Source organism: Labilithrix luteola, assembly GCF_001263205.1.
GTDB lineage: Bacteria > Myxococcota_A > Polyangia > Polyangiales > Polyangiaceae > Labilithrix > Labilithrix luteola.
The window spans coordinates 10,347,870-10,361,310 of the sequence record NZ_CP012333.1 but is presented as its reverse complement, the minus strand read 5'-3'; the positions used below and the strand labels follow the sequence as shown (position 1 = coordinate 10,361,310).

Genomic DNA, 13,441 nt, shown 5'->3' with positions numbered 1-13,441 from the left:
GACGATCGTGACCCAGGATCCGCGCTCCGATCTCGAAACTCTTCCGATTCTCCCGCTTCGCAACAGCGTCGTGTTCCCTGCGAGCGTGGTGCCGATCAACGTCGGCCGTGCCCGCAGTGTGCGCCTCGTCGAGGATCTGCTGGGCCAAGACCGCGCCGTCGTCGGCATCGTCAGCCAGCGCGACGCCGACGTGGACGAGCCCGGCTTCGAGGAGATTTACGACGTGGGCACGGTCGCCCGCGTCGTGAAGGTCATCCGCCTCGGACCGTCGAACTACTCGGTGGTGCTCCACGGCCTCTCGCGCCTGCGCTTGGCCGGCAAAGTCGGCCTCGAGCCCTACATGCGTGCCAAGGTTCGGCGCATCGCCGAAGACCTCGAGCGCGATGCGGAGCTCGACGACCTCGGCGCGCAGCTCCGCGACGGAACACGCGAGCTCCTCAACCTCATGCCGAATCTCCCCAAGGAGACGAGTGGCATTCTCGAGAACGTCCGGGAGAGCGGCGCCCTCGCCGACCTCATCGCGTCGAACCTCACGATCGACAGCGTGGGCGTGGCCGACAAGCAGAAGGTACTCGCCACCTTCGACGTGAAGGAGCGCGTTCGCATCGTGCTCGCTCTCGTGACCAAGCAGCTCGAGCTTCTCCGCGTGAAGAAGGAGATCTCGAGCATGGTCGCCGACGAGGGCAAGAACCAGCGCGAGCTCATTCTGCGCCAGCAGATGAAGAGCATTCGCGAGGAGCTCGGCGAGACCGACGAGGACGACGTCGAGGAGCTTCGCGACCGCATTCGTCTGGCGCAGCTGCCCGAAGACGCGATGAAGATCGCGAAGAAGCAGCTCTCGCGTCTCGCCGGCATGCAGCAGCAGTCGGCCGAGTACAACGTCACGCGCACGTACCTCGAGTGGCTCGCCGACCTGCCGTGGAACAAGACCACGAAGGACCTGCTCGACCCCGCCGACGTGCGCCGCTGCCTCGACGAAGATCACTTCGGTCTCGAGAAGGTGAAGAAGCGCATCGTCGAGTACATCGCCGTGCGCAAGCTTCGCGCGGACAAGAAGGGCCCGATCCTCTGCTTCATCGGACCGCCCGGCGTCGGCAAGACCTCGCTCGGCCGCTCGATCGCGCGCTCCATGGGTCGCCGCTACCACCGCATCGCGCTCGGCGGCGTGCGTGACGAGGCCGAGATCCGCGGTCACCGCCGCACGTACGTCGGCGCGCTCCCGGGTCGAATCATCCAGGGCCTCAAGAAGGTCAGTGTGAAGAACCCGGTCTTCGTCCTCGACGAGATCGACAAGCTCGGTGTCGACATGATGGGCGATCCGGCTGCCGCGCTGCTCGAGGTCCTCGACCCCGCGCAGAACGGCACCTTCCAGGATCACTACATCGACACGCCGTTCGATCTCTCGCAGATCACCTTCCTCGCCACCGCGAACAACGCCGAGACGATCCCGGGCCCGCTCTGGGACCGCCTCGAGGTCATCGAAGTTCCGGGCTACACGCGCGCGGAAAAGAAGATGATCGCGAAGGAGTTCCTCGCCCCGAAGGCGCTCTCCTCGCACGGCCTCACCGACGAACGCCTCACCTTCGAAGACTCGGGGTTCGAGACGATCATCGAGAGCTACACCCGTGAAGCGGGCGTTCGTGGTCTCGAGCGCGAGATCGGCGCGGTGTGTCGTCACGTGGCCATGCGCCTCGCCGAAGGCGAAGACGTTCGCCTCACGTGCAACTCGGAGTTCGCCGAGATCGTCCTCGGTCCTCCGAAGTACACGCCGGAGCTCGCCGAGCGCACCAGCTCGCCGGGCGTCGCGACGGGCCTCGCGTGGACGCCCTCGGGCGGTGACATCCTCTTCATCGAGGCATCGAAGATGCCGGGGCGAGGGGAGATCGTCATCACGGGCAACCTGAAGTCCGTCATGAAGGAGTCGGCCGCCGCGGCGATGTCGTTCGTCCGCAGCCACGCCGCGCAGCTCGGGCTCGATCCCGAGTTCCTCAAGACGATCGATCTGCACCTCCACGTCCCGAAGGGCGGAACCCCGAAGGACGGACCCTCGGCCGGCGTGACGATGTATTCGGCCGTCGCTTCGCTCCTTCTCCAAGCCGCGGTCCGTAAGGAAGTGGCGATGACGGGCGAGATCTCGCTCCGCGGCGCCGTACTCCCTGTCGGCGGCATCAAGGAGAAGCTCCTCGCGGCACACCGCGCGGGCATCAAGGAAGTGCTCGTGCCGAGCCGCAACGAGAAGGACCTCGAGGAAGTCCCGAAGGACGTTCTCGACCACATGAAGGTCCACCTCATCAAGCGCGTCGACGAGGTCCTTCCCATCGTCCTCGAAGAGACGCCGCCTGCGCCCCCCGCTCCTGAGCCTCCGCCGGCGCAGCCTTCGGACCCCTGAACGAGTCGCGTGTGAGTTCGTCGCCCGACGGAACGGGAGCGTCGTCGAAGTTCGGGCGATCGAGGCGCTGGCTACGTGGTGACGTACGACCGTACGCGTTCGGCGCGGCGGTCGTCGTCGTCGCGATGGGCGGCATCGGATTCCTGCCGCTCTTCGGAGGCCCGGGCTACGAGCACTCGCTTGCCACGGGCCTCGTGGCACCAAGCGCGGCAGCAATCGCGACGGCGCTCGATGCCTCGGGCTCGCGCGACGAGAGCCGAACACCGCTCCAGTCCGTCGGACGCGGTGTCCTCGCTGGCATCGTTTACGCCGGGCTTTCGCTACTGACGGCGCTGTTCCACGCCGCGCGCGTCGGGATCTGCGAGCTCTGGGGCGCGCTCCTCTACTTCGCGCTCAACGCCGGGCTTGGCGCGATCGTCGGCGGCGTTTGGGGTGCGTTCGTCGGTGAGCTCGTCAGCGCCCTCGTCCGCCGTGGGCACGTGACGCGTCGTCGTCGTCGCAAGGTTCTCTCCGTCCTTCTCTCGCTCGGGGGCCGCTCGCCGGCGTCGTCGTGAGCCTTTGGCGATTCTTCTCGTCGCCGATGATCTTCGCGTTCGATCCGTTCGTCGGCTACTTCAGCGGCACGCTCTACGACACGGTGATCGAGCCCGGCCCGGCGATGTTGACCTACCGGCTTGGCTCGTTCGCGACGATCTGTGCAGCGGCGCTGTGGGCCTCGGTGCTCGAGCGTCGTGACGACAAACCCTTCGGCCTCGTGCTCGACCTTCGAACCACGAGGACGCGCGCGCTCGCATCGCTCGCGCTCCTTGCCACGCTGGCGAGCGCGGGGAACGTGCTCTTCGGCACGAAGCTCGGACACTTCAGCACGGCCGCCTCCATCGCCACGGATCTCGGTGCGGAGAAGCACGGAGAGCGATGCGATGTCGTCTATCCCGCGACCACGCGTGAGCAAGAGGCGAGGCTGCTCGTGAAAGATTGCGACGAGCAGCTCGCGGCCGTCTCGATGGCCCTCGGCGTGCCGGGGCCGGCGCGCGTGCGGGCCTTCTTTTTCCGCGACGCCGAGGACAAGAAGCGGCTCATGGGCGCCGCGCACACGTACATCGCGAAGCCGTGGCGCGAAGAGGTGTACCTGCAGCTCGGCGGGTATCCGCATCCGGTGCTCGGCCACGAGCTCGCGCACGTCGTGGCCGGAACGTTCGGTCGCGGTCCATTCCGCATCGCCGGCGATCTTGGTGGTTTCTTGCCGAACCCGGGCCTCATCGAAGGCATCGCCGTCGCCGCCTCGCCCGACGACGAAGACCTGAGCGACGCGCAATGGGGGCGGGCCATGATGCAGCTCGGGCTGCTGCCGAACATGGGCCGCGTCTTCTCGCTCGGCTTCCTCGGCGATGCCTCGGCGAAGAGCTACACGCTCGCCGGCGCGTTCATCGAGTGGCTCGCGAAGACCGAAGGAATGGCGACCGTCCGGCAGTGGTACGGCGGCGGCGATCTCACGGCCCTCACCGGGAAGGACTGGCCCACCCTCGACCGCGCGTTTCGCGAATACCTCGCGACCGTGCCGCTCCCCGAGGAGGCGGAGAGCTTCGCCAAAGCGAAGTTCGCCCGCCCTGGGATCTTCGGTCGAAAGTGCCCGCACCTCGTCGATGCTCTCCGGCACGAAGCCGACGTGTGCCGAGACACGCAGCGCTTCGAAGAAGCGATTCGCCTCTACCGCGAGGTCCTCGCGAAGGACGCCTCCGACTTTGCATCGCAGCAATCGGTCGCGGTCGTCCAGCGCCGACACGGGGATCGGGCGGCGGGTGAAGCCGACCTCCTCGCAATGACCAAGAGCGACAAGGTTCCTCGCACCTACCGCGATCGCGCCGAGGAAGCGCTGGCCGATGCCGACTTCATCGACGGCAACTACGAGCAGGCCGCGAAGCGTTACGAAGGCCTGGCCGCGCGCTCGCTCGACGAAGACGGCGCGCGCACCCTCGAAGTGAAGGCCTACGGGGCGAGACATCTGGCCGCCCGGCCGTCGGTTCGTGCGCTCTTGCTGGGGGACGAGAAGCGAGGCCCCGACATCTTCCTGGGGGGCGTCGAGCTCGGTAGCTGGAATGCGAAGGCGCCGTCGGCGCTCGCCGGCTATCTCATCGGCAGAAACCTGATCGGCCGCGGATTCTTCGAAGACGGGGCCAAGGTCCTCGACGGTGTATGGGAGCGCCTCGACGAGCTTCCTTTCGCACGCATCAAACGCGAGACGCTCCGCCAGCGCGCCATCGCCGCGTGCGCGCTGAACGACGCGACGGCCCTCGGAAAGGTCCGCGCACAGATCGAATCGCCGAGCGATCCCTTCAAGGGGGCCGCCGGAGGACGTCGTGACGCAACGCTCCGGATGATCGCGCGCTGCTCGCACGATGCCGTAGCTCGACCCTGAGGACGATGAGCCACGCGATGCGTCACGCGTCCGTACGAGTGCGCAGTGTCGGTACGTTGTCGCGCACGTGCCGGACTTGAGACGTCGCCGCCGTTGTGAAATGCACGGCCGTAGCCTAATCGAATGACCCATGTTGGTTCGTCGCGTCTCGCGCGTGGGTCTCGTGATCGGAATCGCACTGGCATCGGTCTTCGTGACCGCGTGCAGCAGCTCGGACAATGCGAGCAGCACGTCGTCGGATCGCACGGATGCGGGAAACGACAACGATGGCGGCGACACCGCTCCGGTGCCGGGTGACGCCACGGGCGCCCCGATCACTGAGGGCGTCGCCAACCAGTGGACGTGGGTCGACTTCCCCGATTCTTCCTGCGCGAACGGCAAGCCGACCGGCATCGGCATCAACGTCGGCACGAGCAAGCGCGTCGTGCTGTTCTTCGAAGGCGGCGGCGCCTGCTGGAACCAGCTCACGTGCTACAGCGCCGGCACGGCGACGTACATCCAGAGCGGCTTCGGCAAGGACGAGTTCGTCGCGGAGAAGAAATCGTTCGACGGCAACACGATCTTCGACCGCACGTCGGCCACGAACCCCTTCAAAGACGACAGCATCGTCTACATCCCGTACTGCACCGGCGACGTCCACGCGGGCGACAAGGAGCAGGATTACGGCGGCATCAAGACGAAGCACTTCGGTCGTCGCAACGTCGCGGCCTTCCTCAACCGCATTGCGCCGACGTTTCCCGATGCGTCGCGTGTCTTCGTGACCGGCTCGAGCGCGGGCGGTTTCGGCACGATGGTGAACTACTGGCGCGTGGCCAAGGCCTTCGGCTCGGCCGTGCGCGTCGACCTCGTCGACGACTCGGGGCCGCCGTTCCCCAATGATCAGATCGGCTATCTCTCCGATTGGGCCGACGCGTGGGATCTCTTCGGCGCGCTCCCCCCGGGCTGCGCGGAGTGCAAGAGCGACCTCACGGCTTCGATCAGCTACTACGCAACGACGTACCCGAAGTCCCGGTTCTCGCTCCTCTCCTATGATCAGGATGGGACTATCTCGCAGTTCTACGGCCTCGACGGGGCGGCGTTCCAGACCGCGCTGACCGGCATCGTCTCGAGCCGCTACAACGCACCCAACGCCAAGGCCTTCGTCGTCAAAGGCAAGCAGCACACGATGCTTCGCACCCTCGGCGTCACGAGCGGCGCGGCGAACACCACGCTCAGCGCATGGCTGACCTCGCAGACGAGCGACTCGGCCGACTGGGCCAACGTCACGCCCTGAGGTTTACGTCGCGGGACGAACACGTCCGGTTGCGGCGTCGAGTCGCAACCGGGCCTGCGCGGTGCTCGTCCGACCATCCACGAGATGCGTGTGGATTCCGTCGCCACGAGATTGGCGTGGGTGACGTCGGATGGTAGCTGTCGCGTGTGCTGCTTTTGGATGTCGCGGAAGCGCACCTCGATAGCGTCGTCGTCGCGATCGACATCGACGTCTCCGCGTCGAAGGCCTGCTCGCTCGAGGCGTTTCGTGAGGCCGTGCTTGGTGCATCGAGCCGAACGGTTCAGGTTCGAAACGATGCGCAGGCCCATGTCGGCCTGACCGTTGACGCCGTCGGCGAGCGACTGCGCGGTGAGGCCCGCTTCGAGGGGGCTTCGGGCGCCGACGAACGGACGCTCGTGGCGGCGTCGTGCGACGAGCTCCGCGATGCGTTCGGTCTCGTTGCCGGCACCTGGCTCGACGCCGAGCCTGCGTCCTCCGCCGAGAAGTCTTCATCGCCCGCGTCGAGTGGCGTCGCCGTGCCCGAGAGGACGAACGACGCAAACGTCGCCCCCATAAAGACGCGTCCGACGCGAGGCCCCTTGGCGATCGGCGCACATGGCCTCGTCTTCACCGGCGTCGGCGCCGCCGCCGTCGGTGGAGGCGTCACGCTCGCGTTCTCGACAGAGACGCTCGAGCTTCGCGGTGCTGCGAGGTTCGCGTCGAGCGCCGACTCGGCAGCCGACGTGGGGCACGCCTCGTATCGCTGGTACACGTTGGCGTTCGATGGATGCCTCGGCCGCCCGCGAGGCGAGCCCTTCTCGTTCACCGGGTGTGGGAGGCTTTCGCCAGGCGTCTTCCTGCCAACCGTCGAAGGCGATGCGCGTGCGTTGGCGTGGCTCACGGCCGGGCTCGGTCCGCGTGTGGGGTGGTCGGTAGGTCCGGTCGTGCTCGAGGCGGAGCTCTTCCTGGACGTGGCGGTTCTCGGCTACCGCCTCACCCCTACGGCGTCGAATCTCGTCGCATTTCGCGCGATTTTGCCATCCGCCGCCGTCGGGCTCTCATTTCCGCTCCCATGATCGATTTCGTGCCTGATCGGCCATAGAAGGTCGAAGAACCCATGTCGACGCTTCGCCTTCCGGTTCACGACGCCGAAAGACGGCCCAACGCCCCGTCAGGGCTTACTGCAGCCGATGCGGGGCTCGGTCGCTTCTCGCGAATCGTCAAAACGCACCGCGTCTTCGTTTGGCGGATGCTCCGCCGATTCGGTGTCGCACATGCGCGCGTCGACGAGGCCGTCTCGCACGTCTTCGACGTGTTCTCTCGCAAGGCAGACGCCGTCATCCCGGGCAAGGAACGAGCGTTCCTGGTGCAGGTGTCGGCGAAGGTCGCCTCTGAGTTTCGTCGCTCCGACACGCGACGGTCGCGCGTCGAAGAGCTCGCGCGCCCCGCTCGAACGACCGCACCGACGCCCGAGGAGCTGTTCGCGGATTCCCAGGAGCGCGCGATGTTGGACGACGTCCTCGCGCAGCTCGACGACGCCGCGCGCGACGTATTCGTGCTCCACGAGCTCGAGGGGTTCTCGTGCCCGGCCATCGGGGAGATGCTCGCCATCGCCACCGGCACGGCGTCTTCTCGCCTGCGCCGCGGGCGCAAACAGTTCGAAGAGGCTGCGGCGCGCCTGAGGCAAAAGCTCGACGCCGAATCGTCACGCACGTCGACGGACTCGTTCGTCGCGATGTTGGTTGCCGCCGGCATCGGCGACGCGCCTTCCAAGGCTCCCGTCGGGACTTCGCTGACGAAGCTCGCGTGCGGGACATCACACGCCGTGGCCGCGCCGAGTGTTTCGATCGTTCCTCATGCGGTTGCCCTTGGAGTGGCACCGGCGAAGGTCCTCGTCACCGCCGCCTCTGCGCTGGCGGCGGGAGCGATTGCGGTGGGAGCGAGCGTGCTTCCGCCGAAGTTGGCCACGGCGAGCGCGTCGCCGAGCGACGCTGTCGTGGCCACGGTCGCGACCAGCGCCCGAACTCCTGCGGTCGTCCCTGCGGCGCTACCCGGCGCGGCGATGCGCGACGAGGCGGCGAACGGCACGCCCCCGGTCATCGAGCTCGAGTATCCTTCGGTGGACGTCGCGTCACTGCCGTCGACGACCTCCCACGACGTGGCGGTGCGTGTCGCCAAGACCGCACCGATCGTCGAGCATCGCATCGAGCCCGCGTCACCCGTCGCGCGCCCCGTGCAGCCGCCGCTGTCCGAGGAGGTTCTGCTCGTCGGTCGCGCGATGCGGCTGGCCAAGAGCGAACCCTCCCAGGCACTCGCCCTCCTCGACGAACACGGCCGTCGGTTCCCGAACCCGTCGCTCACCGACGAAGCCACGCTCGCCCGCTTCGAAGCGTTGCTCGCCTCCGATCGTCGGAGCGACGCCGAGGCACTCGCTGCGTTCGTGTTCGAATCGCGCAGCGCAACGCCGCTCGAAACGCGCGTGCGGTCTGCACTCGCGAGAAAAACTGCGAGCCCCGACAGCGCGCCCGTGATCGATTCGAACCACGACGCGCCATGAATCGATATGAAGCTGAAGCTCCCTGAGAAGTTCGCTGTGGTCGTGTTCGTATCGCTCGCGGCGTCGGTCAATGCCCTCGCGTGCAACGACGCCGTGTCACTCGAACGCGATATCAAACAAGGTTTGACGGTCGACTCCGATGCCGGCGACCCGAACGACGTGCCTGACGGATCACCGACCCCTCCGCCCCTGGCGGACGGTGGGGCGTGTGCGGAGTACACGAAAGGCACTAGCGCTCTCCTCCGCGATATCGGCCCCGCGGGCTGCATGGTTGCGACTGGTCCTGTGGGGACCGGTCCATTGCCCATGGTCGAGGCCGATGAATCGTCCGCGACACTCGAGGGAAACCGCCTCCACCTGATGTGCAAGAGCGAAGGAACGACGGTCATGGACGCGACCATCGATTGCTATCAGGGCGAGGAAGGTAGCTACCTCGTCCCGCCCGGAGCACTAATGCTCGCGGGGCAGCTATCGGACCGGCCATGTACGTTGCAGGTTGGGGCCCGGAACAACTCCGTATTCGGTGTCATCCTCTGTCCCCATGGCGACGACTACGCAACGAACATATGGTCCTCGACGCTCCCGCCCTGGGGGCTCGGTGCATACAACATTCCCATCACGCAATAGCGGGCTCCCGACGCATAGAGGGGAGTTGCGCGTCGAAAGAGCGCGTGTGACCCTGCGTCGTGCTCCAGAATCCGCTTTTTCAGCGACTCGAGACGGCAAAGCGCGTGCTCGTCGCCGGGGCGGGCGGCGGGTTCGACATCATGAGCGGACTCCCCATCGCGTTCGCGCTGCGTGCGATGGGGAAGACCGTTCATCTCGCCAATCTGACGTTCACCGATCTCGGCGCGACCGAGGCCACGGCGCTCGGCGATGGCGTGCACGAGGTGCGCGCGAACACCAGGCCGACGCTCTACCGCGGAGCAATCGAGCGAACGGAGTCCGCGTTCGAGGTCTCGGCGGCGATCGAGGCCTTCCGGCACGGCATCACGACCCGCGCGCGCCGCCTGATCCCCGCGTAAACGAAGTGCGAGCCGAAACTCGACTATCGAGCCTTCGCCAAACGTCGTAGCTCCGCGAGGTCGCTGCCCTTCAGCCGCGGTGTTCGCTGCGCGAAGACCTGCTCGAGGTGAGTCGGCTCCGCCGCGACCTGCGAGAGTCGCTTCCGGAGGTCGACGATCACCGGGCTCTTCGAGGTGCTCGTCTGGTCGAGCGCGTCGACGAGGGCATTGGTTTCGCCGAGGAGCGTGTGGGAGAGAAGCCAGTACGCTGCCAAGTGCGGATGCGTGTCGAATTGCGCGCGTTCGGTGTCGTAGAGCGCGAGCGGTGAAGCGTCGCGAATCGTTCGTGCGAGGTCGTCCCGCGAGTCGACCGCGTCGTCTTGCACGACGTGCGCGAGCCAGATGCCGCGGCGATAGAGTCGAGCAAGGTCGCGCACCTCGCGATTCGCAGACTCGGGATGCGCCTCGGGATCGCCATAGCTCTCGAGGTGCTCGGCGATGGAGAGCGCCTCGACGACGAAGTCCCCGGGCGTCGGGTCCGAGGGAACGACGTCGTCGAACAGGAACGACGCGACCGTCGACGTCGATGCGCCGACGTTCCACGAGGCGACGAGGAGCGCGCCGGAGTCAGGATCGGATGCGAGCACGCTCGTGCCCGCCAGAAACGCGACCACGTTCGCCGCGGGGAGCGCGAACATCAGCTTCGTCGGCAGGCGCACAGGAGCGATCCCCCAGTAGAACCCTCCTTTGTGGAGGATGGAGGCGATCTCCCCGCGGAAGGTGCCATCCTCGGCGAGCTTCGTGTAGTCGATCAGCTCGCGCGACGCGGCGATGCCATGGTCCGCGTGCGGAACGAAGCGGCCAGCGTCTTCGTCGGCGTCGTCCGACAGCCAGTCGGCAGGCTCGAGGTCCTCGTTCTCGAGAAGCCTCTTCGCCAGTCCTTCCAGTGTGGTCCTAGCCATTCGCCGAGCGTAGAGGACCTCGCCGATCGGAGAAAGCGGCGTTGTGCAACGTCAGCTCTCGGCCAAGAACTGCGCGCAGCACAAAACGAAGATGCCGAGACGACAGTGCATCTCGGCATCGTTCGGTGGTGGTCGGCGTGACGGCGACTGAGCCGCGAACGCCCTGAAATGCAGACTCAGAGCGCGGCGAACGCCTTGTCGGCGGACGTGCCCTTCGCGACTTGCGAGAGGCCTGCGAACGTGGCGCTGGCGCCTTCGACGAGGTCGGCGATGACGCCCGTGACGAGACCCGGTTCGAGACCGGAGACCCGCGTGTAGTTCACGGCGGCGCGGAAGGTGACCTCGGCAGGGCCCGGTTCGCGCACCATCAAGCAGCCGTCCTGCAGCGCGTTGTTCACGTGCGAGACGAACTTGTAGGCCTCACCGAGGAACTTCGCAGGCACCGAGAACGGCGCTGCGCCGAAGACGATGAAGCGACCCGGGTAGTGGATTGCCTTCACGCCGGCGAACACGTTGGTGCCGCGCGTGTTCACGAAGATCTCCGAGGCGCCGTCGGCGTCGGTCGTGACCTTGTACGTCCAGCCGAGCTCGTCGAACACGGCGCGAACGACGTCGAGCCCCTGCGAGCCCGCGGGCTTCGCCTTGGCAGCCTTCGCCGGCTTGGCCTTGGCGGTCTTCGCCGGCTTGGCGACGGGCGCCTTCGCCGGCTTGGCCTTGGCGGTCTTTGCCGGCTTGGCGACGGGCGCCTTCGCCGGCTTCGCCTTCGCGGCCTTTGCAGGCACCGCCTTCACGGCCGGCGCCTTCTTCGGGGACTTGCTTGCTGCGTTCTTTTTGGCGGCCATATCTCTGATCAGGCCATCTGAGCGTTGTTGCCGGCGTCGAGTGCGTCGACCGAGTCGGTGACGAGCGAGCCGTTTTCCTTCATCGAGACGACGTTGCCCTCGGGCGGATCGTACGCGGCGCGTCCGATCTGCTTGGTCTCGAGGCTCGGGATGAAGGCGGGGATGATGGTGCCGCGGATGACCCACCACCAGAAGCTGGGCTGGTTCAGGGCGGGGTCAATCTGGTCGGCGATCTTCGCGTGCAGCTCGGGGAGCTTGCTCCAGTGCGCGCCGGGGTGCTCGTGGTGAACGGTGTGGAGGCCGTTGTTGAACACGAGGAAGTTGAAGATGCGGCCGGTGATGTTACGCGAGTGGTTGTGCTCCGACCACGGGTCGGCGTGGACGTGCTGCATGTAGTTGAACCACATCATCGTGTACATGCCGAAGAGCGACGGCCCACCGTAGGTGAGGAGCCACACCTTCGTGCCGAGCGCGAAGCCGTGCATCGTGATCGCGAGGACGAGCAGGCCGCCGAGCGCCGTTCCCCAGATCGTGTACTGGGTCATGATGTGGCGGTGAAGCTTCGGGTTCGAGCGCTTCGCCTTCGCGATGTACTCCTTGATCGGACCCGACTGGTAGTAGGCCGAGACGAAGAAGTACGAGAAGGCGATGTACCAAACGTTGCGCGGGGTGTGGCGCCACGTGATCGTCGCATCACCCGCACGGTTCACGTGCTTGTGGTGATTGAGGTTGTGCGTCGGAACCCAGGCGAACGTGGGGTACCCATAGAAGAGGGAGATCCACGTCGCGAACCACGAGTTGAGCCGACGGTTCTTGAACGTCGGACAGTGATTGTGGTTGTGCGCGATGGTTCCTGCCGCCATCGCGAAATAGAACGAGAGCCAGGACAGGTACGGCAGCAGCTTCGGATTCGCGTACTGCGCGATGAGGACAGCGGGCATGAGGATCGCCCACAGGAGGGTGCGGTAGTCGGCTCGGTTCCGCGGCAGCATTGCGGTATGGCCTTAGCGGCCTATCGGCTCTGGGGCAAGGAGGCGCGCGCTCTTTTCTTCGTCATCCCACCGTGTTCCCTACGCCTCCACCCGCCTTCACGACCGTCCGAAATCCGTTCGTGCTCGGGTCATTGGCCCACGAACCCGACCGCGCGTCGTCGCCGGACGGCCCGGCTCCCAAATTTCCTCTCGGAATCACTGCGCAGGTGCGTTCGCGGCATGCCGAGAATTGCAGCGCGAAGAGCGTTACGCGGAGTCCACGCTCGACGCGCAAATCGTGGGATCAGGTGCGCCGGCGCGCGAGTGCTCGAGCCTCGTCGCGAAGCACGGCGGTCACCAGGTCGCTCGTCCGAGCGGTGCCTGCCTTCTTGAGGAGGCGTCCCACGTGGACGCGCCACGTCAGGGCCGTCGATCCGCTGCGCACGAGGTAGTTCTCCCGCGTTCGTCCGGCGATGAGCCACGCCAGGATCTCGGTCTCCTTGGGGGCGAGGTCCCAGCGCCTCGCGAGTGCGGAGAGGCGGCCTTCGAGCCGCTCGTCGATTCCTGCTTCGGCGGCGGTGACGCGCTCGAGAAAGGCGGCGATCTCCGTGGGGCCGAACGGCTTGCAGAGGAACGAGGCAGAGAGCGACGCGGCCCGGTTGATGATGTCACGCTCGTTCGACGCGGTGACGAGCGCCGCGGGCACACTCGGGAACACACGTCGCGCGGCAGCGAGCACGTCGAGCCCTGCGCGGTTCCATTGACCGAGCCCGACGTCGATCAGAAAGCCCGACCAATCGTCGTGCGCGCCCATCTCGCTGATCGCCGCTTCGGCGGTTGCAGCGCAGCGCACCGGCCGATGGTGCTGGAGGAACCGAACGAGGAGCCGTCGGGCGCCTTCGTCGTCCTCGACTACAAGCAAGGGACCCAAATCGCGCGGAGCCTACCATGGCTCGACGCAACGTCAGAACGTGTACTGCGGGCCAATGACGACGAGATCCGCGCTCGTCAAGGAGCCGGCGGCAGCGCTGTTTTCCCGCCCGCGGCA

11 protein-coding genes and 1 pseudogene are annotated in these 13,441 nt (G+C 66.6%); 8 read left to right on the top strand and 4 right to left on the bottom strand.

The features are described from left to right. Positions 1-7 precede the first annotated feature (7 nt). From lon to AKJ09_RS56565, 8 genes and pseudogenes are all read left to right on the top strand, one after another. Positions 8-2,389, top strand: coding sequence for an endopeptidase La (gene lon / locus AKJ09_RS44640; protein WP_240488841.1), 2,382 nt, complete (start codon positions 8-10; stop codon positions 2,387-2,389). Between the two features lie 11 nt (positions 2,390-2,400). Next, entirely contained in the window at positions 2,401-2,943 is a 543-nt protein-coding gene (locus AKJ09_RS44635; protein ID WP_146653952.1) for a hypothetical protein, read from the top strand. Then, a complete protein-coding gene (locus tag AKJ09_RS44630; RefSeq protein WP_146653951.1) occupies positions 2,940-4,805 on the top strand; it encodes a tetratricopeptide repeat protein in 1,866 nt (621 codons plus the stop codon). Before AKJ09_RS44635 ends, AKJ09_RS44630 begins: the two co-directional genes overlap by 4 nt. 130 nt (positions 4,806-4,935) lie before the next feature. Next, a complete protein-coding gene (locus AKJ09_RS44625) occupies positions 4,936-6,078 on the top strand; it encodes a pectin acetylesterase-family hydrolase (protein WP_146653950.1) in 1,143 nt (380 codons plus the stop codon). A 146-nt stretch (positions 6,079-6,224) separates the two neighbouring features. Next, a complete protein-coding gene (locus AKJ09_RS44620) occupies positions 6,225-7,133 on the top strand; it encodes a hypothetical protein (RefSeq protein WP_146653949.1) in 909 nt (302 codons plus the stop codon). Between the two features lie 41 nt (positions 7,134-7,174). Continuing rightward, entirely contained in the window at positions 7,175-8,614 is a 1,440-nt protein-coding gene (locus AKJ09_RS44615; RefSeq protein ID WP_146653948.1) for a sigma factor-like helix-turn-helix DNA-binding protein, read from the top strand. 6 nt (positions 8,615-8,620) lie between these two features. Then, a complete protein-coding gene (locus AKJ09_RS44610; RefSeq protein ID WP_146653947.1) occupies positions 8,621-9,241 on the top strand; it encodes a hypothetical protein in 621 nt (206 codons plus the stop codon). Between the two features lie 59 nt (positions 9,242-9,300). Next, positions 9,301-9,462, top strand: a pseudogene (locus AKJ09_RS56565) (DUF1152 domain-containing protein); the annotation flags it as partial. Between the two features lie 200 nt (positions 9,463-9,662). Here the strand turns inward: AKJ09_RS56565 and AKJ09_RS44600 are convergent. From AKJ09_RS44600 to AKJ09_RS44585, 4 genes are all read right to left on the bottom strand, one after another. Continuing rightward, positions 9,663-10,580, bottom strand: a complete 918-nt coding sequence (locus tag AKJ09_RS44600) for a hypothetical protein (RefSeq protein ID WP_146653945.1) — start codon at positions 10,578-10,580, stop codon at positions 9,663-9,665. Between the two features lie 176 nt (positions 10,581-10,756). Further along, on the bottom strand, positions 10,757-11,422 hold the full coding sequence (locus tag AKJ09_RS44595; protein WP_146653944.1) for a type III secretion system chaperone family protein: 666 nt from the start codon (positions 11,420-11,422) through the stop codon (positions 10,757-10,759). A gap of 8 nt (positions 11,423-11,430) precedes the next feature. After that, complete coding sequence (locus AKJ09_RS44590; RefSeq protein WP_146653943.1) at positions 11,431-12,414, bottom strand: fatty acid desaturase family protein; 984 nt, start codon at positions 12,412-12,414, stop codon at positions 11,431-11,433. 283 nt (positions 12,415-12,697) lie between these two features. Then, positions 12,698-13,315 (bottom strand): response regulator, encoded by a 618-nt coding sequence (locus tag AKJ09_RS44585; protein ID WP_169928382.1) that lies wholly within the window; start codon positions 13,313-13,315, stop codon positions 12,698-12,700. Positions 13,316-13,441 lie beyond the last annotated feature (126 nt).